A 22,262-nucleotide genomic window follows, 5' to 3' on the forward strand; every position below is an offset into this window, starting at 1 on the left:
CGTGAAGATTCAAACATCCTCACGCTGGTTTTAACCAACACTTCCTGTTTGGCGGCATTTCGCTATATATTTCGCTATATAGCGAATTCACCCCTCGCATCGGCGCAGCCCACTTCAAACAATAGCTGCCCGCTGCACTCGTCAATAACGGAGCTGTTACATGACCATTCGTGCCTCACGTCTTGCCCCTGGTTGCCTGGCCTCTTTGCTCGCCGTCTTCGCCGTCTTCGCCGTCGGCACAGTTCAGGCTGATGAAGTGCAGGTGGCCGTGGCAGCCAACTTCACCGCGCCGATCCAGGCCATCGCCGCCGATTTCGAAAAAGACACCGGGCACAAACTGGTCGCAGCCTATGGCGCCACTGGCCAGTTCTACACTCAGATCAAGAACGGCGCGCCGTTCGAAGTGTTCCTCTCCGCTGACGACACCACCCCGGAAAAACTCGAAAAAGAAGGCGAAACCGTCAAAGGTTCGCGTTTCACCTACGCGATCGGCACGCTGGCGTTGTGGTCGGCGAAAGAAGGTTATGTCGATGCGAAAGGCGAAGTGCTGAAAAAGAACGAATACCAGCACCTGTCCATCGCCAATCCGAAAGCTGCGCCATACGGCCTGGCCGCCACGCAAGTGCTGGAAAAACTGAAATTGACCGACGCCACCAAAGCCAAGATCGTTGAAGGCCAGAACATCACTCAGGCTTATCAGTTTGTCTCGACCGGCAACGCTGAGTTGGGCTTTGTCGCCCTGTCGCAGATCTACAAGGACGGCAAAGTCAGCAGCGGTTCGGCATGGATCGTCCCTGCGAGCATGCACGACCCGATCAAACAGGATGCGGTCATTCTGAACAAAGGCAAAGACAACGCCGCCGCCAAAGCCTTGGTTGAATACCTCAAGGGCCCGAAAGCCGCTGCGGTGATCAAGTCCTACGGTTACCAGCTCTAAAATGTCACTGACGAGCGCCGATTTCGCGGCGATCTGGTTAACCCTGAAACTGGCGTCCCTGACCACCGCGATCCTGCTGGTGGTCGGCACGCCGATCGCCCTGTGGCTGTCGCGCACCGATTCATGGCTGCGCGGCCCGATCGGGGCGATCGTCGCCCTGCCCCTCGTACTGCCTCCGACCGTGATCGGTTTCTATCTGTTGCTGATGATGGGCCCGCACGGCTTTCTCGGCCAGTTCACCCAATGGCTGGGCCTGGGCACTTTGACGTTCAGCTTCACCGGGCTGGTGATCGGTTCGGTGATCTATTCCATGCCGTTCGTGGTGCAACCGTTGCAGAACGCGTTCTCGGCGATCGGCACCCGTCCCCTGGAAGTGGCCGCGACCTTGCGTGCCAATCCGTGGGACACGTTTTTCAGCGTGATTGTGCCGTTGGCGCGCCCCGGTTTTATCACCGCAGCGATACTCGGTTTCGCGCATACCGTCGGTGAGTTCGGCGTGGTGCTGATGATCGGCGGCAACATTCCCGACAAGACCCGCGTGGTTTCCGTACAAATTTATGACCACGTCGAAGCGATGGAATACGCGCAGGCTCACTGGCTGGCCGGGGCGATGCTGGTGTTTTCGTTTCTGGTGTTGCTGGCGCTGTACTCCAGCCGCAAGACCCGCGCAGGCTGGAGCTGATCGATGATCGATGTGCGTTTGAAACGGGTCTATACGGGCTTCAGCCTCGATGTCGACCTGCACTTGCCGGGCCGTGGCGTGACTGCGCTTTATGGGCATTCCGGCTCGGGTAAAACCACCTGTCTGCGTTGCATTGCCGGGCTTGAGCGCGCTGAACATGGCTTCATCCAGATCAACGATGAAGTCTGGCAGGACAGCGATAACGGCATTTTCGTCCCGCCACACAAACGCGCGCTCGGCTATGTATTTCAGGAAGCCAGCCTGTTTCCGCATCTGTCGGTGCTGGCCAATTTGCAGTTCGGCCTCAAGCGCATCGCCAAGTCCCAGCGTCGGGTCGACATGGCGCAGGCCACCGAACTCTTGGGCATCGAGCATTTGCTCGAGCGTCATCCGCAGCATTTGTCGGGAGGCGAACGCCAGCGTGTCGGCATCGCCCGCGCCCTGCTGACCAGCCCGAAACTGCTGCTGATGGACGAGCCGCTGGCCGCTCTCGATAGCCAGCGCAAAAGTGAAATCCTGCCGTACCTGCAACGTCTGCACGACGAACTGGACATTGCGCTGTTGTACGTCAGTCATGCCCAGGATGAAGTGGCGCGACTGGCCGATCATCTGGTCTTGCTCAGCGAAGGCAAAGCGCTGGCCAGCGGCCCGATTGGCGAAACCCTCGCACGTCTTGACCTGCCGATGGCGATGGGCGATGACGCCGGGGTGATCATTGAAGGGCAGGTCAGCGCCTACGATGCGCAATATCAACTGCTGAGCCTGCAATTGCCGGCCACCGAGATGAGCATCCGTGTGACGCACGCGCCGATGGAACCGGGTCAGCCCCTGCGCTGCAAAGTACACGCGCGGGATATCAGCCTGAGCCTGCAGAACAGCGAATTCAGCAGCATCCTCAATCGACTGCCGGTGACGGTGGTCAGCGAACAATCGGCGGACAACGCCGCCCACGTGTTGATTCGCCTTGATGCTGGCGGCACTCCGCTGCTCGCGCGTATTACACGCTATTCCCGGGACCAGTTGGGCGTGCATCCGGGCCAGCATTTATGGGCGCAGATCAAAGCGGTCGCAGTCCTCGCTTAAATCATTCGGCACCACGGCAACGGCGTGCGGTCAATCGTTTTACAGACCGCCGCGCCATCAAAGGAAACTGCCATGCCCGACACCGTGCTGACTGCCGACCTGCCATCCGACCTGCATTACGTCGACGACACCCAGCCCGGTATCACCCGCAAGAAGCTGCGTGGCAAGTTCAGCTATTTCGAGCCGTCCGGCCAGCGCATCAGTGATCCGGATGAAATCAAACGCATCAATGCCCTTGCCGTACCACCCGCCTATACCGATGTGTGGATCTGTCCGGATCCGCGCGGTCATCTGCAAGCCACCGGCCGTGATGCCCGTGGCCGCAAGCAATATCGCTATCACACGCGCTGGCGCGAAGTGCGCGATGCCGACAAGTATTCGCGCCTGCGTGAGTTCGGTCTCGCGTTGCCGAAACTGCGCAAGCAACTGGAGGCGCTATTGGCCGCGCCCGGCTTCAGTCGTGACAAGGTCATGGCGACGGTGATCACCCTGCTCGACGCCACATTGATCCGGGTCGGCAATACGCAATACGCCCGCGACAACCGTTCCTACGGCCTGACCACCCTGCGCAGCCGACATGTCGAAGTCAACGGCAGCGCGATCCTGTTCCAGTTTCGCGGCAAAAGCGGCATCGAACACCAGATCACCGTCAAGGATCGGCGTCTGGCACGCATCATCAAGCGTTGCCTGGAGATTCCCGGGCAGAACCTGTTTCAGTATCTGGATGAAAACGGTGAGCGACACACCGTCAGTTCTTCCGACGTCAACGCCTACCTGCAAACCCTGACCGGCGCCGATTTCACCGCCAAGGATTACCGCACCTGGGCCGGCAGTGCCTTGGCGCTGGCGGTGTTGCGCGAGTTGCAATGGGAGTCCGAGACCGAGGCCAAGCGGCATGTGGTGGAGATGGTCAAAGGCGTCGCCAAGCAGTTGGGCAACACCCCGGCGGTGTGCCGAAAATGCTACATTCACCCCGCCGTGGTGGAGAAATTCATGCTCGGCGCCCTCGCCGAACTACCTCGCCCGCGCGTGCGCAAAGGCCTGCGTGCGGAGGAAGTGGCACTGGCGATGTTTCTCGAGCGAATGAGCGAGATGACCGATGCATCTTGATCCGCAAGGGAGCGTCATCTAGGCTAGCGACCTCTCCTCCTTCGGACGACCGCAGCAGTGAACAATCCAGCCTTCTAAAAATGTAATCGCGACACGCCGTTCTCGGCGCTTGTCAGTTTTCACGACATTTTTTGGAGGTGCCGATGACTCACGTCTCGCGTACACCCGCACTCGTTTCCCTGAATCAACTGGGCTTTCAGTTCGCCAATGGCGCAACACTGTTCGAAGACCTGAACCTGACTTTCGATCATCAACCGACTGCGATCGTCGGGCGCAATGGTGTTGGCAAAAGCGTGCTTGCACGTTTGATTGCCGGGCAGTTACAACCCGGCACCGGCACCGGCAGCGTGGCACGCTCGGTTTGCGTGCATTACGTCGCACAAACGTTCATCGCCACACCCGGGCAAACCGTCGCCGATGTAACGGGGACGGCCCCGGCGCTCAGCGCACTGGAGCGACTAAGATGCGGTGCTGCCACTGCGCACGACTTCGACCTCATCGATGAACGCTGGGATCTGGCCGAGCGCTTGCGCCAGATGCTTGATGGGGCCGGGCTGACCGACCTCACCGGGTCGGATCTGACCGAGCACCTCAGCGGTGGCCAGCAAGCCAGAATCGCTTTGATCGGCGCACTGCTGAGTCAGGCGCCATTGCTGGTGCTCGACGAGCCCACCAATCACCTCGACAGCGCCGGTCGGCAATGGTTGATGAGCCTGCTTGAGCGCTGGCGTGGTGGCCTGATTATCGTCAGTCACGACCGCCAGCTTCTGGAGCAGATGCAGCGAATTGTCGAACTCACGGCGTTGGGAGTAACAGTTTTCAGCGGAAGGTTTTCGGATTTCACCGAGCAACGCAGGATCCATCAACAGGCGGCGCAGGCACAGCTCGATCAGGCCCGTATCGAACGTCAGCACGAACGTACGCGGCTGCAACGCGAGCACGACACGATCCAGCGCCACGCGGCCGGCAGCCGTCGCCACGCACAAAGTGCCAACGTTTCGGGCTTCGAGCGGGCAGCGTTGAAAGCCGCTGCGCGGGACATCATAGGGCAGGTAAAAGTCGGCCACCAGGCACGCAAGGCCGATCTGGATCAGCGTGTTCGCGAGGCGTACGAAAACGTCCTGCCCGCCGACGGCGTGCTGATCAATCTGCCGGGCAGCGTGGTGCCGAGCAATCGGCGGGTGTGCACGCTGATCGACGCGTGCCTGCCATGGTTACCGGCAGATGCGCCCAGCACCCGCCTTGACCTCGCCATTCAAGGGCCGATGCGCATCGCTGTCAGCGGTCACAACGGTTGTGGCAAATCGACGCTGTTGAAATTGCTGGCAGGTGAATGGGCGCCGGTAAGTGGCGAGTGCATCACGCACGTGCCTTTTGCCTTTCTCGACCAACAACTGAAGCTGCTGGATGATCACACGTCGATTGTCGATCAGTTGCAGGCACAGCAAACACTTTTGAGCGAAGGTGAGTTGCGCAGCTTTCTCGCTCATCTGCAACTCGACGCACAACGCGTTAACCGTCCGTGCGCCTCACTCAGTGGCGGCGAACGCTTGAAAGCAGCCCTTGCGCTGGCGTTGTGGCGCCAGACGCCCGCACAATTACTGCTGCTGGATGAGCCCACCAATCATCTGGACCTGGCATCGGTGCACGCTTTCGAACACGCCTTGCAGGCATTTCCCGGAGCGATTGTCGCGGTTTCCCACGATCAAGCGTTTTTACAGGCGTTAAACCCAAGCCATTGTTTGACCTGGCACCCCGAAGGCTGGCGCTGGCAACCGACGAGCTGACCTGCCTATTTTTTGCACGATTGCCGAGGGCTTCTATAGTTGATCTGACACGAATCAGCTGCGGTGACGCCATGGAAGACATTTTCGTCGTGAAGCGTTGCAACAAGATCATTATTTACGGCCGACGTGCCGAAGACAGCCAGCATGATCCCGCGAAAGCCACTAGCTGGTTTCGCATCTGCGACACACGTACTGGCGGTTTCATCGGCGATGGCTACGACACGGAGGGTGAAGCAGGACGTGAATGCAGACGCCTCAACGCAGCGAGTTCCCCATCAGCGGCCCGCCAGTCTTCAGGCTGATGCCGATCAGAAGCGGGTCTATACTGAAACCAGCTGAAGGAGCAGCGCCCCACGGCAGAAGGCTCGCAACACGCGGGCTTTTTGCTGCAGCTCAGGTTTCATAGAACGGAGGTGTTCCATGTCCGAAAAAGAGTCCATCACCACCCTCCTCACCCTGCTCGACGCTCGACAAGCGCGCCTCGCCGCCGCTTGCAAAGAGATCGCCGACTGGGTCGATCACCAAGGTGGACACCCCACCGCCCTGCGCATCCGAGACCGGCTGAACGACATCGAGAAGGATGCTCCGCTGATTCGCAACACGCTGTCGGCGCTAAAGCCTGTTGATCGGCCACTGCCTCGGTTCAGATGACCTCGACCCGGCCAGGGTGTCAGGAATTTGCTCATTAGCGGTGACATAGGAGTCACCGCGCTTGTGTCTGCCCGTAATGTCTATTTTTCCAGTTTTTCACGTGACGACTGCATCTGCGCGACGACAGTGAAATCACTCCTTTGCAAAGTAACGCCCTCTCCCGCCCGCATGTGGGTGTTTTTTTGGCCAGCGCCCAAATGGCGAACGGTTGCCGTGCGTGAGTTGTCATAACTTATACATGTCGCAAAGGAGACAGTTATGGTTATCCATTTCAACGTCGACGGGCATCTGGCCTGCGGCCATAAAGGCAAACAACTGTCGGCAAGCCGCGAACTCAATCGCGTGAAGTGCCGCAGTTGCCGCAATACCGATGCCTACAAACAGGCGCGAAAGGATCAGCGCAACGCCACCCGCCGGATGGCCCGTCAGGCCAAAACCTCCCACGGCGCAACCAACTGGCGCGCAGAGTGGATCGAGCGCCTGACTGCAATGGCCGGCCTTCAGCGCTTGCCTCGCGGCTTTAGCGGGCAAGCATTCGTCTAGCAGTGCGTTTAAGCAAGGCACAAAAAAGGCCTGCATGAGGAAACTCATGCAGGCCTTTGCTATTCAGGGTGGTCGAACCGGCACACCTTTATGAGCGGCCACCAGTACCAGGACAAAAGCCTGACACGGACAGCACTCACAAAATCATTTCAACAACCGATGCATCCATTTTGATCGCTGGCTCGTAGATCCAATACCCTCACTCGGAGGGCACAAGAGCCAAGGAGATACATCATGCATGCCTTTTACAAAAAAATTGCTGCAGCAGCCTGCTTCGCCATTCTCTGTGTAACTGCAACGCTCAGCTTTGCCGCCGACTCGGTGATGGTCGGAGGAGCAGCGATGTACCCCACTAAAACCATCGTTGAGAACGCAGTCAACTCGAAGGATCACACGACACTTGTAGCGGCGGTCAAGGCTGCCGGGCTGGTTGATACGCTCAACAGCAAAGGTCCATTCACCGTCTTCGCTCCGACAAACGAAGCGTTTGCGAAGCTTCCGGCAGGCACCGTCGACACGCTGGTAAAGCCTGAACACAAAGCCGATCTGACCAAAATCCTGACCTACCATGTTGTGCCCGGCACTCACACATCCACACAAATAATGGCCGAGGCCAAAAAGAACGGCGGCACCGTTATGCTGAAAACCGTTCAAGGTGAGTCGCTGAGTATCAAGCTGTACGAAGGCAAGCTATGGGTGGTGGACGCCAAAGGCGGTAAGGCAAGTATCAGCATCGCAGACGTGATGCAGTCAAACGGCGTGATCCACGTTGTCGATTCTGTCTTGATGCCTTAAACGCACCGGGTTCCCGGCGGACGCACAGTTTGCCGGGTGCTAATACCCGAACAGGCACTTCACAAGCGGATTTAGCATTGAGCAAATGGTTTTGTCTGGCGGTTGCGCGGCGATACAGCGAATGTTTTACGAACCAAATTTCAAATAACCCAGCCAACTCGGGAGGGTCTTTTGGTTGCTCGCTGATTTCCAGATACCGCCTGACTGGTGAGCCTGGCTGTAGCACAACCGAGGCGCTGAAGGATGAATATACGTTCATCGATAACATGGTTCGATGCGTCTAGGCTGCGGGTTCCGACATAGTGACTACAGGAGTAACCCACCATGTTCTCGCACGAAAGCATCCCGCTTGTGTCCATCTTCATCATCATGCTCATCGGCGTGCTTGTGGCCTTCCTGCATCCGGTACACGCGTTCTTTAGCTGGCTTCGGAGACGAAGTGAAAAAACTTCGTCTCGTTCTCCGAAAGAAGCGGATTCGCGCTGAACTCTTCCCTAAAAGCCCGGCTACGTCCGGGCATCTTTTCGTAACGCCATGCAGCTTGCAGATATTAGCCGCTGGGCAATCGAGAGATTTGGATGAAACTGCGAGCTATGACAACCGCCTCGTATCAAACCGCTGGCACACCACCTGAATGCATTCCCCTCCGCGCCCAACGGCGACCAGCGGAACGGATGGCTTAAGGCTGAGTTTCAGAGGCAAGATTTGCGCGCCAAGGCAGGTACAGACAAGGCAGAGTCCAGCGTGAGATTTTGCAGGCGGGGAATCAACTTGAGTGTACGACCGTGATAATGACCGAGCCATACATCAGGAATCGCAAGGGCAAACAGCAATGCCAACCAAATGATTGTGGACCAGAAACAAACAAGGGCTTGCATCAGCTTTCGCCCGCAAACCCTTGATTTAAGATGGTGCCCGAAGCCGGAATCGAACCGGCACGCCCTTACGAGCGGGGGATTTTAAGTCCCGAGTGGAAATCAATCAGGCCGCGCCTTGCGATAGGTTTTCCGGTCCGCAATCAAGCTCGAAAGCCTGTCATGCAGCCCAATGTTTCCGCATACCTTGAAATGATTGCGGACCGGAAAAAGGCTCTGAAATCCGTTTAAAGTCTCTCGTTTTATCGGCTACTGCAGGCTCGCGGTATGCCGATTCTGCATGATCCAGCTGTCTGCCCTCCTCCGGCGTCCTGCCGACAATGAGTCCCCCTGCTACTCTGGTTTCGTCCAAGGAGGAAACCAAAATGCCAAACTCAGACCTACTGCCTTCCCTGCTTTTCAAGATCAACGAAAACCAACTCGCCCTCGAGGCGGCCATCATGGAGCTGTCGAATTGGGTCGAGCAGCGCGGATCGGCCGACGTCGCCGAGAACGTCCGCGGCGCCCTCTGGGCAATCGACAAAAATGAAGAGTTCATCAAGATGACCTTGGCAGTTTTAATGACGCCCGACTGACAGCTCGTCGCCTCCCCCTCGCCCACCTGCCTCGACTCGATTACTGTACATGCATACAGCATTTGTACAGCGAATCCCGCAGCATGAATTTCGACCAGGCCAAAACCCTACGGCTCCAGCGATGGCGCGCGACTCTCGACGATCAGGACTTCCGTATGCAAAACCCAGAGGGGCATCGGGAAACCCTTCACGAGATGGCAGCTACGCTCCGCGATGAGGGGCTGATCGACCAGCTTGAACGGTTCGACATGAACGAAATGGCAGACGCAGCGTACTGGCATGCCGTCGAGGAGCTGCAGAACTCGTCCGGGCACTACCGCGGCGCCTCGACCTATGACGTCGTTCAGATCGAAAACGGGAGTCTGCTGGGCACTATCAGCCGGTCAATCTTCAACTTCGAAAGTGATGAACCACGCGGCGCTTCCTTCGCTTATGACGGCAAGGTCTACTCTGGCGCGGACGGTGTGCGGCTGACCTTGGGTCTTTCTCCGAAGATTGGACGGATTTCAGGCCTTGTGTTGGAAATGAATGGGTGCCGATATCAATTGGTAGAGACCGAACGAATGATCGCTGGCGTAACGCACCGACCAATTTCCGATGCTGATGCTTACCGGGCGCTTATAGATGCAGCGCAAGTCGCGCATGAAGAACGAGATCTGCGCACCTTTGAAAAGGTGCGGCCTCACATTGAGTCGGCGGTCTTCTGCATGTGCCCCGCCTGCCTCGATCGCTTTGATGCCCGGGAGGACTGTCCGAACTGCGCCGGAAAAGGTTTTGTAACGAAGCCCGCGCCGTCGGGTCTACGCTGATAGATCATGCGAGGGCTTGGCAATGTGCGGACGACTTTCCCAATACAGCGGCATTCACGACTTCGTGGAGGCGCTCAGCATGCCGAACGCCCTGATCAATTCGACCGGGGAACAGCCCTTCGAACGGTACAACGCCGCGCCGACTGCGCAGCTCGCTCTCTTTCACCAGGAAGGCCAGTTCCTGCATGCCGATATGGTCCGTTGGGGATGGCGCCCGCACTGGGCCAAGGATCGCGCGGCGCCGATCAATGCACGAGTTGAGAAAGTCGCCCACGGCCCGTTCTTTCGCGCAATCTGGCCACATCGCGCAATCATCGCGATCAACAACTGGTTCGAGTGGGTCGACGAAGGTGGGCCAAAGAAGCAGCCCTACCTGATCAGACATCGGGATCAGTCGCCGATACTGTGCGCCGCCATCGGCCAATACCCGAATGAAGAACATGACCCCGGTGAGCACGACGGCTTCGTGATTATCACTGCCGACAGTGCCGGTGGGATGGTCGACATCCATGACCGTCGGCCGGTGGTACTTTCTCCGGAGCTTGCACGGGAATGGCTGGACCCGGCTACACCGAAAGAGCGCGCCGAACAGTTGGTGCTGCACCAGGGCGAGCCGACAGAGGTTTTCGAGTGGTTCAAGGTCGACCGAGCGGTCGGGAATGTCCGCAACCAGGGCCCGGAGCTGATCAAACCGGTCGGATGATCAGCTCCGGGCCAAAGTCTTCAGGCGCTCCACCAGCGCTGCTTCAAAAGTGATGTACAGCCGTTCAGCATCACCGGTGCGCAAAGCGCCGCCGGTTTCCAGTCCAAGCACGAAGCCATCGGCCCGCGCTCCCGCCTTCACAGCGATAATCATCGAATCTGCCCGGACAATCTGAGCCAGCAGCCGATCCGCTTCTCTCTGCATCTTCTCGCTCAGCACCACGCCTTCCAATTCAACCACCCATTACCTTCACTACGACATCCAATACATGATGGAAAGAACGACTGAAACCCAAATAATCGTCATCAGAATTGAGTAGCCCGCCAGTTGCTTGTCCATGTTCACCATTCATCCCGTCCGAGTCTAAATGATGGTTCACGGCTTGCGACCTCGCAAGAATGGCGCGGCGCCATCACTGCCGCAGATTATTCACGTATGCCTGGCATGCCTGAAGCGCAATCAATCCCCGGTCGCCCTCGTCGGTGATGGCGATAATTCGTTGAGCATGCGCCGGGTCAAGTCGGGCGCGTACGGCTGCATGATCCACGCCGCCGGCGCCGGAGGTGGCTGGCACGTCGCAGCCTTTGGCAGCGTCGGCTGCGTCGACGAGGACTGACAGCCGCACATCAGCAGTGGCAAGGCGATCGCGCAGGCGATCCTGGTCACGTTGGGCATCGCTCAATTTCCTGTAATGGGTTTGCTCACTGGTCGCCAGCCGCTGTTCGAGGGCCATGCGCTTGTCCTGCTCAGCCTGCTGCGCGGTGGCCGCTGCCTGGGTCAGTTGATTGAGGGTTTCGGCGTGCAGTCGCGCCTGTTCGGCCAACTGCTTTCCGTAGCGCCAGTCCTGAAACTGCCACGCGCCGGCGCCGCCGATCAGCACCAGGGCCATCGCGCCAACCGCTTTCCACGGAACGACCATCACGGGACATCCTTGAAGAAGACGTGCCCGCCCAACTTGAGCGTCTGCTTTGCCTTCGCCGCCCAGGCCGGGGCCTTGATGCTGGTGGCGTAATAGTGCGTGGCGCCGCCGGTGGGATCCGGGACCTTGCCATCGATCACCTGGTCAGCAGCGATCCGACATTGCGCCAGCTCGCGGAACGGTATCTGCTTCACGCCGATCAGGAACTGATAGTTTGGGTCGGTCTTGTTCCAGCAGCTGAACTGGTATGGCTTCTGGCACACACCGGCGTAGCCCTCGCCCCACCACGAATTGGTCTTGCCATCGAACACACGGTTGCGGATAGTCCAAGCCACGGCGATCTGGCCGGCCGTACCTTCGCCGCGAGCTTCACCCCACAGGGTGCGGGCAAGGATGTCGCGTTCTTTCTCGGTTACAGGCATAACTTTTCTCCAGGCAAAAAAATACCCGCCTGTTGGCGGGATCTTCGGGGTAACTACCTAAAACAGCTTGATCTAAGCGCGGGCGACCGTTGTCTCATCGTTATAGAGCGCCGGCTGTTCTGGCCAAGTCGGCGCCGTCGGCCAGATCGGCTGGCCGGTCACGCGGCCGAGAAACACTCGGTACTTTTTCCACTCGGCCAGCATTGCCACTCGGTGCGGTTTTTCTTCAACCTCCTCCGGCAAAGCGTAATCGCCGTCGATGGCATCGTTGATCGCATCGACTCGACCCTGCAGGGCAGTGACCTGGGCAGTCGCAAGGCGGGTCCGCGCATTGAGATCGGCCGTCGTTTCTCGCAATAAATCCTGGGCGGCGATCGCATCAATCAACGATTGCGGAATCTCCTGAACAAGGCTTTCACCTTCTGCCAGATCTGCATCGGTGAAGTCGTCGCCAACCGCGCGCCAGCCGTAGCTTGTGATTGCGTAAGGCATCATCTATCCATCCCGTAACCGGAAATATCAATTGAAAGCGAACCGCCTGATCCAGAATTGAAGTACCAAAGGTTTCCTGACTCATCCAGCGTCGTGTCACATGACACCTTTCCACCTGGCTCTACCCCGATCATGGTTACGTTGAAGTTGCCGGGAGCAAGGTTGGCTACAGGGGTGCCGTTGTTATTGAGGTTAAGCCGAACAGTCTTTGTCACGTTGATTGGCACAATTGCCGAGGTAACAACAATGGTCTGAGCGGTTGCCGCTCCGTTTGAAAGAACACGGTACGGTGCCGCGATAAGGTTGTCCCGACAATTTAGTATCCCATCACTGCCCATCGCAAAGCCGAGGACGCCGCCATTGGTGTTTGAGCGGAATACACCAATGAATCGCCGTGAGGTATCGCCGGATTTCGTCCGAGCGGTGCCCGTGTATGGGGCTGCTGGAGCGGTCGTGACCAATTCAATCGCTGCTGCTCCAGCGTTTTCGTACAGATAGGCGTAATGCCAAACTGATGAAGGCAGCGCCAACGAGCTCAGAGTGATTTCCGTAGAGACCGTCACTCTCCGGCCAAGACCGGGGATGTATGCCGTACCTGTGGAGAATGTAAGCGACGTTGGCGATGGTCGAGACGGGACCAAGCCAGAAATCAGCGCGGTATCGATCACCGTGTTCAGGCTTGAGGTATCAGCCTTGGCAGCCTGCAACTTGCCGAGAGCTGCCAACACGGTATCGGTCGCGACAACCGGCGTCTTCACCGTCAAATCAAGGCCGGTGAGCGTTGTACTGCGAACACCCGACGCAGTCATGTACTTGTTGGTTGCCCCCTCCGGGAGGCCATCTGTGTTCGTCAAGTTGAGAGACGCGCGCACCCCCTCCTGAGTTGCGGTCTCGCCCAAAACCGCCAAGACGCCACCGAACTGATTGACCAGCGCACGCAAAGCATCAGCTGAGTCTTTGACGTAGCCCTGCATCGGCGCCAGCGCATAGGCCCCGGACGCGGCGGTGACGCCTTGATAGTTTGGGGAGATCGACAGCGCGGTATCGCTGGCGATGTTGGTCACCTCGTACCAACCACCATCAGGGCCACGAAAGGCATCGCCGACCCGGCTATTGGCAATGAATGCAGTGCCGGTACCGATTACTGCGTTGGAATTTTGGACGACAGAAACCGTCCCGGACTTGTACCAGGGCATAGAGTATCTCCAAATAAGTAAGAGGATCAGGCCAGCAATTTGGCGCAGAGAAACGGGCGGTGGCCCTGATTGGTCCATGCAGTGAAAGCGAGGCTGTACATCATGATTCGGCCGTTGGCGTAATCGACGCCGATCGCGCAACTACCGCCGGTACCATCGTTATGACAGGCCATGGTGAAAGGGTTTATAGATACGTACTCCCCTGCTCCAAGCGCTTTGTTGATGCCCCAGATATATCGGCGACCAACGCTCAGTTGCTCCGTACCTATATACGTCCAGTCTCCCGCCGCGAATGTCACGATGACCGCCGGCGCACCGCTGTCATAGCAAAGCGAACCGTTCTGATCCCATAAGCGAAGACCGTACGAGGCGGTGCCCATCGACGCCCATGCCGCAACGAAATACTGACCGCTCAACGACTCATTGACCTTTGAGGCGTTCATCGAAAACCCCGTCCAGTTGCCAGGCCCTCCGGTGAACCAGACCGAATACGGAACCTGAATTACTCCCGTTTGATCAGGTCGAATGAAAACAAGCGGCGGATCTTGGCTCATTACTGCGCGAGAAAATGTTGCCGTGGCATTGGCCGTCCCTGAGTACGATCCCCGCGTCAGCATACAAAGCCGTGGAGCCTCCGAGTCGATTTGCACGAAAGCGTTGTCATTGATGCTCTGAAAACCGTAACTCATGTTGCGTACCTGATTGCATAACCCTTCGCGACAACCCTTGTTCCGATCGTCGAACCTGTAGCCGATGGATTTCTGAACCTAACGACAACCTGCCCCACTGATACCGTCACGTACGGATAAGATTTGCTGTTCCCTGATCCGTCGGTTTCTGACGGTTGAACGTCCTGCAGCCTCGTTGGGATGATCATGAACACGCAGTTGGCCGGGTTGAAACCCGGAATATTCAGCGTGTAGCTAGGAACGGACCCACTGAAATCGATGACACCCTGCCAGATCACTTGATAGGTGAAGCTGTTGGTGTCCATAGCGAGCTGACCGCTCTCGTTAAAGACACGCAGTCCAAATAGCGCCATTGATTACCCCAGATAGCCGAGACGAACGCGCAGCACATTGTTGGCGTCGTAGACCGAGACGTTCAGTGAGTTGATCACCAGACGCCCCTGTCCTGGAACGATGCCGTTGATTTCGAGCGTGCCGTCTTTGTTCAGGATCCAGCCTTGCTGGCCGGCGATGTAGTTGGTGGAGCTGATGTAGCTACCGATTTTTGCGTTGGTGATCGTCCCGTCTTGGATAAACGCCGAGTTCATGAACACCTGCCCGCCTTGCACGGCAAACGGAACCGAGATGGCCCCGCCGGCGATGGTGTTAACGATGGCGAACCGGTCGGCACTGACCAGGAACTGGCTCTGCAGCCCGGCCCCGGTGTTCTCGATGCCCAGACCAATGCCTGCCGCAACGTACTGCCCATTCGCTGTGACTTGCATCTTCACCGACCACATCGTCGAGAGCTTTCCGCTGGTATCTGCGTACGCCGTTGAGGTTTCCTGAATGGCAGCAGTGTTCTCGCCGACCTTGACGTTTACCTGGGTGATCGCCTGTGCTGTGGCTTCCTTATCGGTTGCAACCGTCTGGCGAAGCTCTGTCACATTTGCTTCGTTCTCGCCGACCTTGGAATCAAGGGTAGTGAGCTTTTGTGTGCTGGCCAGGTTCTCAGATGCCCTCACCCGTTCTTCGGTTGCAATGGATGCAGTACTGCTCCACCCCTTCAACGCATCCGCCAGCTCACCCTCGCCATCATCATCACGGAAAGACGCCCGCAACGCCTGAAATGCCGTTGCTTGCGCGGTGACCACACCGTCGAGTTCGGTAATCTCGGCAGTGTTGGTAGCCACCTGCTGGGCAAGTCCGTTCGCAGTCTCAACGGTCTGCCCGACATCGAGCCAGTAGAGCGGGTTCGGTGGTGGCATGTTGAGCGGCACCGGGCCGGTGGCTTGGTAGATCCGCTTGCCCTGCACCACCAGGTCGTACTCTTCATAAGTGTCATCGGGGTTGTAGCCTTTCAGGCCGTCGAGCGCATCGATCTGCTCCTGCAAGCCCGGGATTTTGTCGATCTCATCGACTATGTCCTGACCCAATTCCGTGCGGCCGATTTCTCCCTTGATCATCTCCAATATCGGACTGGATTCAGAACTGGATTGCCCCTGCACGCCAAGGCCGATCGGATACCAAGGCCCGATGTTGCCGATCTTGTCGACGATGCGGCCCCAGAAGTAAAAGGTCACGCCGGCGCGCAGGCCAAGCATGGAGAAATCACTCTGCGGATAGGCCAGGTCTGTCAGCTTGGTCGCAGCATCCAGTTCAGTAGTCGGCCCGTACCAGATCTCCGTGCGCTGGCTGTCCTCGGCGCCAGCAGGGAAGCCCCACTTGAGATAGATGCCGAACAACAGCGGTGTAGCGGTCAGGTAAGCCAGCGCCGGCGGCAACCCTTGCTTGCCGCTGAGGTTAGTCAGGATCGAGTTGCGCCACGGAGACGTAATGTCGAAAGCACTCACCGCGCGCACCCGGGCCACGTAGGCACCGGCATAGATACCGACCACGTCCACGTTGGTCATACCGGTGCGCTGCAGCTTTATCCAGTTGCCGCTGTCCTTGCGCCATTCCACGTCATAGCCGACCGCACCATCCACGGCCGGCCAAGTGATCGTCATGGTGGCCACGGCCAGACCCTGCACAACCGATGAAGTCGACGACAGCGAAACGCTCGCCGGCGCCGGAACAACGGTGATCGGGATCACGCTGATTGGGCGCTCTTCCAGTCGTGCGCCGGTGTCGATGAAAGCGAACTTGCTCGGCTCAAACTGCAGCGCGCTGATTTCGTAATCGCCTTCGGTGGTGCGCTTGGTGCGAAGAACGCGGTACAGCGGAATGGCCAGATCATCGGCGTCGAGCGCCCATTGCAGCTGTGCAACCGGCGGTTCGCTGTAGGCGACCGTGACGGTCACGGCGCGGCCGGTGACGCTCTGCACGGTACGACCTTCTGCGCGTCCGCCCGGCAGGTTGATGATCAGACGATCACCAGCCTTGGCCTGGGTATCACGATCGAGCGTGACCACCCGCCCCGCCACCGCCGAGATCCGGCCGCCGACTTCGCGGCCCGCCAGCAAAGAGTCCGCCACCGGGATGATGTGACCCGGCAGCGGAATCACACCTTCCATGCCGGTCTTGAACGACACGGTCCGGTCTTGGTTGTTGCTGAGGATCGCCCACTTGCCACGGCGCTGGGCCTCGGAGGCTCGGGTGCAGCCAATGGCGCTCAGTTCGGTCGGGCGATCGCCATAGCGGCGCTGCAGATCCAGGTCAGCGAACGGAATGACGTCGGTATCGTAGTTGTTCGCCGGGTTGTCGTAGCTCACCAGTGCCCGGGTGTAACGGGTCTTCGCCGAGGCGCTGCCATAGGAGAACTTGCCGTCGATCACGTTGGCCCGGGTGAAGACGTAGTCGAAGTCCTGCGCGCGCGGCATGTCCGCCTGCATCACAAGCTGACCTTGCGCCCAGTACGTCATGCCCCGATAGATCGCCGAGATATCGCGCAGTAGCGACCAGGCGTCGGCTTTGCCCTGCAGGTTCATGTCGCAGAGAAAGCGCGGTTCCTGCCCACCGAGTCCGTTCGGTACCAGCTGGTCGCAATACTGGGCGATTCGGTACAGCTCCCACTTGTCGACCATGAACGGCTTGATGCGCTTGCCCAAGCCGAAGCGGTCTTCAGTGCAGATGCCGTAGGTGATCCACGCCGGGTTATTGGTCCAGGCCGACTTCATCGAACCGTCCCATGTCCCGGTATAGGTGCGCAGAATAGGGTCGTAGTTGCTCGGCACCATCCAGCGCCGTGCCTTGCACTTCACGGTAACGGCCGGGATGTTGGTGAACTGCTCGGCGTCGAATTCGATATAGAGCAGCGCCGTGTTCGGGTAGCGCAGCTTGGCGTCGATGACTTCGGTATAACCGGCCACCAGCATGGTGTCGGCGATCTTGTTGGTGTTCTGGTTCGGCGTCAGGCGGCGCACGCGGATCTGCCAGCCGGTGGTGGCGTCAGGCAGATCGATGCGGCGCGAGCGCTCGTAGCGCGTGGTGGTTTTGCCGTCGACTGCGTCCACCAGCACCTGCTGATAGGCGCCCCCATCGGTGGCCACGTCGATCGCGTATTCGATACGGTACCCGCCGACGTTGCCTTGATCATCGGAGCGTTGCAGCGCCGGCCACGCCAGACGCATGCGCACTGCCGAAAGCTGAGTGTTGGTGATCGAGCGCACCCATGGCGAATCGCTGCGCAGCTCAATGTTCAGCGACGTCTCGTTCTCCACGGATGGAATGCCCGGGATGTAAGTCTGATCCACCGATCCCGGGCGCCAGTCCCACTTCACGTTCGGGAAGTTGTAGTTGCCGCTGGCATCGCGGATCGGTGTGTTGTCCAGGTAGATGTCGTAATCAGTCGGGACGCTGTCGAACTCACCCTCACCCACGGCGATCAGCAGCTTGGCCAGGTTGGTCGAGCGCAGGCTGTCGCTGGCTTCGGTCGGCGACTTCGGCTTGCTGCTGCCGCCCTTCTCGCCGTGGATATCGATCTGTGCTGCTGCGCCCATGCTTTCCTCCAGGCATAAAAAAACCGCCTCGCGGGCGGTCGTTGTGCTGCTGTCCTGATTACACTTTGTCTTCAGCCAGGATGGAGGCTGAGATGATCATCCCGCCCCACCGGCGCTCTCCGATGCAGATCGGTACCGGGTTGCCGCTGGCCGTGGTGTTTTTGGCGCTACCGAAGGCATAGGACGGGGAGTTTTCGGGCGAGGCACTTTGCTTCAAGCCCGAGGCCTGCGGACTGAGCATTTGGATGACACCTCCGATGGCCATCGACGCGCCGGCCGCATACAAAAACGGCGATGCGGCTGCAAACGGAGTGAATGACAGTACGTAGGCTGCGGCAATCATCACCGTGCCGATGATGGTCTGCAGTCCACCGGCGCGCTTGCTCCCGGCAATCACCGGAACGATGCGAATTTCGCGCGTACCGCCGAGATCGAATCCATCCATCCCAATGTTTGCGCGATTCCTGAAGATCGCAAACTTCAGTCCAAGGCGTTCCAGTCGTTTAATTTCCTCAGCGAAACCGTCGATGGTCGCATTGAGCGCACGGAACACCTCCACGGCCGATCCGCCGTCGAGCAGGAATTGCTTGCTTCGAAAAAACTTCTTCGCAAGCGAGCCGGACAGCATGACTTTCGTCATTGGCGTGTAGGTAATTGCTGAGCACATGCCATTCTCCAGGCAATAAAAAACCGCCCGCAGGCGGTCTGATCAGAGGGTCGTGGGCAATATGTCGATCTGCCCGTCGCCCCCAGTAAAAACTCGGTATTTCTTCACTGCGCCGTCTTTGACGATCGCTTCCCGCTCCACTCGGGCTGCACCCATGGAGCAGATGCCAGAGCCGGTGTAAGCGGCGCCAATTGAAACCGAATCAGGCGGCAGATAGAAAGATGCCTTCTGACCCGGGTCGAGCTTGGCAGCTTGTTTGCCATCGATAAAAACGGCCATTGAACAAAGGCTTCCGGTCTGCCCAGAGTCGCGGATCACTTGCAGTGTCCCATATGCCCCTGATGGCTTGGCCTGGTAGGCCGACAGCTGGCTGGCCGGAGCCTGCTTGGCTTCATTGGAAGGCGTCGGCGACGTCGCACACCCCGCCAACAGCGATACCGCCAGCGCCCCTATTAAAACTCGCATGTTTTTTTCCTTGTGTCTTGCTCGCTAAAAGCAAAGAAATAGAACGAGATCTATTCGCTCTATTTTAGCTTTGCAGGAGTTTGGCCTTTTCAGCCTCAAATTCACTCTCAGTGAGCAGGCCCTTCTCCTTCAGGCTACCGATTCTTTCGAGCTTCTGATACTTGTCTTCTTCAGACTGAGGCTGAGGCTGAGGCTGAGGCTGAGCGCGTGTCGTGTCTGCAGATGGTATTGGGGAGACGGACCAAACGAGCGAAACAACCCAGCCAATGATGGTCCAGCCGAGAAAAAGATCCAGCATAAAAATAGGCCATCTATCCGGGTGCTTTCGACTGAAAGCATTGAATGAAGGCAAAAAATATGTGGCGATCGTCAAGAAGATGAAAACTATCGCCATTCCAATGTCCAACATTTCCAATACTCACCTCTCTAAATTGATCGCAGCAATCTATCACTATCCAAAGGCAGCGTTATAGCTAGTTGTAACCCCACCGATGAAGCTTCGCATCATGTGTTTGGTCGCGCGTTTTTGTGCCTGAGAATCAGGCGTGTGCGATCGAGCCATGGACCACCCCAAATGATGATTTCGCTGGGCCTGCCGTACAGGTGGTGCAGCAGGAACGGCCCGGGGCCGAAGGTCGCAGCATCCTCACCCGGTAGCACCGGATCAGAGCCGAGGAATATCCCGGCGTGGTTCGGGTAAACCGTGCGGCCTACTTCCATAACGATCATGTCGCCGCGCTGCGGCTGGTCGACCCGGTAGAAGCCGGCAGCCTCATAGTTCGCCTCGTACATACTGGTGTTGTCCTTGCTCTCCCACCAGCCATCGGCGCGCTTGAAGGCTTCGAACTCCAGGCCCCATTCGCGCTTGTACCAATCGGCGCACACCTGCCAACAATCCCAGGCGCCGTGCACGAAAGGCCGCTTCAGCAAAGCCACCTCGCCGGATGGCATGACGGTACGCAAATCGCCCTCTGGCCAGCTCAGGATGTGCCACGGCAGCGCGGTCGCCTCACACATGGCGAGATCGCGCGGTGAAGGGCGGCTGGTAGCGTCAGGATGCGAGTGCACGACGCCGATCACTTCGCCGACATCCTCGGCCGCTGCGTATTGCTCGGGATCGATCCGGAACTCTTCGTTCGGCTCGGTCGAGATGTTGGCGCAAGGGAAGTATTGCTGCTTACGCCCGATCGCGAGCAGCAGCCCGCAGCACTCTTTCGGGTACTCGGCCGCCGCGTGCGCCTGGATGGCGCTCAAGATGTGCTTTCGCATTTATTTTCACTCAACAAAAAGGGCGCCGAAGCGCCCTTAACTAATTTGGAGTTCTCTTTGATATCGGAGGTTTGAGCACATCTGCACCCACAAGTCCTGCGTTCATTCTGTTGCGAATGGTCTTGCGTGTCACTCCAGCAACTACAGCCCAATCGACTAGCGTCTTTTCAACACCATCAATTACCAGCGTGGCGTTGTGCTCTCTCACAGGCTTAGAACTTGCCTCGTCAACGGTTAGACCAGCTTTGAGTCGATTGTATAGGGTCGACTCCTTCATCCCGGTATCGCGCCAAACCCCAGCGAGATGCTTTGTAACACCTTGATGGTTCACCATCGCGTTATTGCGCTTGTGCTCGCCTTGGCCCATCGCGTCGGTCCAGCGACAATTGCCGGGCGCGTAGTCACCGTTCTCGTCAATTCGATCGATACTCTGACCTTTCTGCTTTTCGCCCATCCCAGCGATAAAACCAGCGACTTCCTGCCAGTCTTCACAAACTTGGATTCCGCGGCCTCCGTAATCTGGATAGTCCTTACTAAGCGGGTTATAGCAGCGGTCCATCATCGCCTTCCACGTACCGTAGGCTGAGTGCCCGTGCAATCCATGGATGGTATGAGTTTCGATTACGCGCTTTTTATTGTAGCAACCACATGACACCTGTATCCCGCACACAAGCGCGCTTCGCTGGACTACTCGCGATTCTCCGCAATCGCAAATGCATTTCCACAAGCTGGTTTTGTACGGTCTGTCGTTCGGTTGCTTGCTTTCGACTGTGAGATTGCCAAATCGCAATCCCACTAAATCTGATGGATATTTTACTTTCACTTCACACCCCTACAGCATGAACCCTAAATGTGGGAGTGGCAGACCGGTTAGGGGCCGGCTTTTCGGGAGCTACCCTAGCCACAAAGGCATTCTACTATGATCTTGCCACGAGACTCACAGCGGGAAATCCACCGAACGGCAGCGGGTTACCCTCTCCGAAGCGCGGGATGCAACCCTTGCCCAGTGTGGCGTCGCACTCGTCCAGTTCGGGGTTGTCGGTAACGAAGCCATCTTTCGTGACGTATGGCCCGGTGTACCCGCAGTTCGGCCCGCGATATCCGCCGGTGAGGCACCAGTGGCACAGCGTTGTGGCCTGCCGCCCGATCGATTCATTACCCACATCGCCCGGGCTGGCCAGTTCCCAGCTGACCGTCTCCCCGTCCTCGTTCGTTTTCTGGTCGATGTACCAGACCTCGATCGTTTCTTGGGTTGGGTCTGCCGTTGGATTGCCGGCGGGGAAGTTCGCGGCGTCGAGGTAGCTGCCGAGCGTGTGCCGCATCGTCAGCTTGAACTCGAGCAAGTCCTCGAACGCCAGACAGAGCGCGGTGATACGCCCATTCACGTTGCCCACCGACAGAGTTGGCCGGACCGCTGTGCCGTCGCCGTTCGCCTCGATGCCATCGATCTGCATCGGCCAGGCGCTGTACTCGTTGCCCTGCCAGTAGATCGCCTTCGCCGGCAACTGGTCCGCGTCGGCGCCGGCGGCGATCAACTCGGCCGCCGTGTGCGGAATCGCGTGCCCGTGAAAGCGCAGCACGTCCGCGCCGTAGTCCGTGCCGTCCAATTCAAAGAGCAGCACTTCGCTGCCAGGCTCAAGCACCTGGATGTCACTGATCAGCGGCATGATTGC

General features: G+C 58.3%; 26 protein-coding genes and 1 tRNA gene. 13 read left to right on the forward strand and 14 right to left on the reverse strand.

Going from position 1 to position 22,262, the window contains the following annotated elements:
- Positions 1-160 precede the first annotated feature (160 nt).
- From modA to AB4N74_RS10770, 10 genes are all read left to right on the forward strand, one after another.
- Positions 161-937, forward strand: a complete 777-nt coding sequence (modA, locus tag AB4N74_RS10725; RefSeq protein ID WP_099759289.1) for a molybdate ABC transporter substrate-binding protein — start codon at positions 161-163, stop codon at positions 935-937.
- A gap of 1 nt (position 938) precedes the next feature.
- Complete coding sequence (gene modB, locus AB4N74_RS10730) at positions 939-1,619, forward strand: molybdate ABC transporter permease subunit (RefSeq protein WP_093431052.1); 681 nt, start codon at positions 939-941, stop codon at positions 1,617-1,619.
- Between the two features lie 3 nt (positions 1,620-1,622).
- On the forward strand, positions 1,623-2,702 hold the full coding sequence (gene modC / locus AB4N74_RS10735) for a molybdenum ABC transporter ATP-binding protein (RefSeq protein WP_460100023.1): 1,080 nt from the start codon (positions 1,623-1,625) through the stop codon (positions 2,700-2,702).
- Positions 2,703-2,774: 72 nt separating this feature from the next.
- Positions 2,775-3,812, forward strand: coding sequence for a DNA topoisomerase IB (locus AB4N74_RS10740; RefSeq protein ID WP_427119668.1), 1,038 nt, complete (start codon positions 2,775-2,777; stop codon positions 3,810-3,812).
- 143 nt (positions 3,813-3,955) lie between these two features.
- Entirely contained in the window at positions 3,956-5,599 is a 1,644-nt protein-coding gene (locus AB4N74_RS10745; protein WP_460100026.1) for an ABC-F family ATP-binding cassette domain-containing protein, read from the forward strand.
- A gap of 71 nt (positions 5,600-5,670) precedes the next feature.
- Positions 5,671-5,901, forward strand: coding sequence for a hypothetical protein (locus tag AB4N74_RS10750; protein WP_099759293.1), 231 nt, complete (start codon positions 5,671-5,673; stop codon positions 5,899-5,901).
- Positions 5,902-6,019: 118 nt separating this feature from the next.
- Positions 6,020-6,250 (forward strand): hypothetical protein, encoded by a 231-nt coding sequence (locus tag AB4N74_RS10755; protein WP_008082703.1) that lies wholly within the window; start codon positions 6,020-6,022, stop codon positions 6,248-6,250.
- 258 nt (positions 6,251-6,508) lie between these two features.
- Positions 6,509-6,793, forward strand: a complete 285-nt coding sequence (locus AB4N74_RS10760; protein WP_093431037.1) for a hypothetical protein — start codon at positions 6,509-6,511, stop codon at positions 6,791-6,793.
- Between the two features lie 234 nt (positions 6,794-7,027).
- A complete protein-coding gene (locus AB4N74_RS10765; RefSeq protein ID WP_099759294.1) occupies positions 7,028-7,588 on the forward strand; it encodes a fasciclin domain-containing protein in 561 nt (186 codons plus the stop codon).
- A 324-nt stretch (positions 7,589-7,912) separates the two neighbouring features.
- Positions 7,913-8,074 (forward strand): hypothetical protein, encoded by a 162-nt coding sequence (locus AB4N74_RS10770; RefSeq protein ID WP_177413104.1) that lies wholly within the window; start codon positions 7,913-7,915, stop codon positions 8,072-8,074.
- Between the two features lie 423 nt (positions 8,075-8,497).
- Here the strand turns inward: AB4N74_RS10770 and AB4N74_RS10775 are convergent.
- A tRNA-OTHER gene (locus AB4N74_RS10775) sits at positions 8,498-8,575 on the reverse strand.
- A 253-nt stretch (positions 8,576-8,828) separates the two neighbouring features.
- Here AB4N74_RS10775 and AB4N74_RS10780 point away from each other — a divergent pair.
- The 3 genes from AB4N74_RS10780 (at position 8,829) to AB4N74_RS10790 (ending at position 10,550) form a co-directional block, all read left to right on the forward strand.
- Positions 8,829-9,038 carry a hypothetical protein gene (locus AB4N74_RS10780; protein WP_016774031.1) on the forward strand — a complete coding sequence of 70 codons (210 nt, stop codon included), beginning with the start codon at positions 8,829-8,831 and terminating at the stop codon, positions 9,036-9,038.
- Between the two features lie 83 nt (positions 9,039-9,121).
- Complete coding sequence (locus AB4N74_RS10785) at positions 9,122-9,847, forward strand: hypothetical protein (RefSeq protein ID WP_460091078.1); 726 nt, start codon at positions 9,122-9,124, stop codon at positions 9,845-9,847.
- A gap of 22 nt (positions 9,848-9,869) precedes the next feature.
- Positions 9,870-10,550, forward strand: coding sequence for an SOS response-associated peptidase family protein (locus tag AB4N74_RS10790; RefSeq protein ID WP_460091079.1), 681 nt, complete (start codon positions 9,870-9,872; stop codon positions 10,548-10,550).
- Here AB4N74_RS10790 and AB4N74_RS10795 read toward each other — a convergent pair whose 3' ends face one another.
- The 13 genes from AB4N74_RS10795 to AB4N74_RS10855 all read right to left on the reverse strand — a co-directional run bounded on the left by AB4N74_RS10795 (position 10,551) and on the right by AB4N74_RS10855 (position 22,256).
- The gene (locus tag AB4N74_RS10795; RefSeq protein ID WP_460092229.1) at positions 10,551-10,781 is read right to left on the reverse strand and encodes a hypothetical protein; all 231 of its coding nucleotides are present in this window, start codon (positions 10,779-10,781) and stop codon (positions 10,551-10,553) included.
- Between the two features lie 181 nt (positions 10,782-10,962).
- On the reverse strand, positions 10,963-11,469 hold the full coding sequence (locus AB4N74_RS10800; protein WP_460091080.1) for a lysis system i-spanin subunit Rz: 507 nt from the start codon (positions 11,467-11,469) through the stop codon (positions 10,963-10,965).
- Complete coding sequence (locus AB4N74_RS10805) at positions 11,469-11,891, reverse strand: cell wall hydrolase (protein ID WP_460100033.1); 423 nt, start codon at positions 11,889-11,891, stop codon at positions 11,469-11,471. Before AB4N74_RS10805 ends, AB4N74_RS10800 begins: the two co-directional genes overlap by 1 nt.
- A 72-nt stretch (positions 11,892-11,963) precedes the next feature.
- A complete protein-coding gene (locus AB4N74_RS10810; protein WP_460091083.1) occupies positions 11,964-12,383 on the reverse strand; it encodes a tail fiber assembly protein in 420 nt (139 codons plus the stop codon).
- Positions 12,383-13,579 (reverse strand): phage tail protein, encoded by a 1,197-nt coding sequence (locus AB4N74_RS10815; RefSeq protein WP_460091084.1) that lies wholly within the window; start codon positions 13,577-13,579, stop codon positions 12,383-12,385. The genes AB4N74_RS10810 and AB4N74_RS10815 overlap by 1 nt, the downstream gene beginning before the upstream one ends.
- Positions 13,580-13,605: 26 nt before the next feature.
- Positions 13,606-14,022, reverse strand: a complete 417-nt coding sequence (locus AB4N74_RS10820) for a hypothetical protein (RefSeq protein WP_460100036.1) — start codon at positions 14,020-14,022, stop codon at positions 13,606-13,608.
- A gap of 602 nt (positions 14,023-14,624) precedes the next feature.
- Entirely contained in the window at positions 14,625-18,188 is a 3,564-nt protein-coding gene (locus tag AB4N74_RS10825; protein ID WP_460100039.1) for a TipJ family phage tail tip protein, read from the reverse strand.
- Between the two features lie 58 nt (positions 18,189-18,246).
- Positions 18,247-18,855, reverse strand: a complete 609-nt coding sequence (locus AB4N74_RS10830; protein ID WP_122843581.1) for a tail assembly protein — start codon at positions 18,853-18,855, stop codon at positions 18,247-18,249.
- Between the two features lie 42 nt (positions 18,856-18,897).
- A complete protein-coding gene (locus AB4N74_RS10835; RefSeq protein WP_460091089.1) occupies positions 18,898-19,320 on the reverse strand; it encodes a hypothetical protein in 423 nt (140 codons plus the stop codon).
- Between the two features lie 64 nt (positions 19,321-19,384).
- Complete coding sequence (locus AB4N74_RS10840; RefSeq protein ID WP_460092230.1) at positions 19,385-19,729, reverse strand: superinfection immunity protein; 345 nt, start codon at positions 19,727-19,729, stop codon at positions 19,385-19,387.
- 95 nt (positions 19,730-19,824) lie between these two features.
- Entirely contained in the window at positions 19,825-20,589 is a 765-nt protein-coding gene (locus AB4N74_RS10845; RefSeq protein WP_460100043.1) for a C40 family peptidase, read from the reverse strand.
- Positions 20,590-20,629: 40 nt separating this feature from the next.
- Complete coding sequence (locus tag AB4N74_RS10850) at positions 20,630-21,148, reverse strand: hypothetical protein (RefSeq protein WP_460100046.1); 519 nt, start codon at positions 21,146-21,148, stop codon at positions 20,630-20,632.
- Positions 21,149-21,506: 358 nt separating this feature from the next.
- Entirely contained in the window at positions 21,507-22,256 is a 750-nt protein-coding gene (locus AB4N74_RS10855; protein ID WP_460100049.1) for a phage minor tail protein L, read from the reverse strand.
- Positions 22,257-22,262: the final 6 nt, after the last annotated feature.

Source organism: Pseudomonas sp. H3_C08 (genome assembly GCF_054669455.1).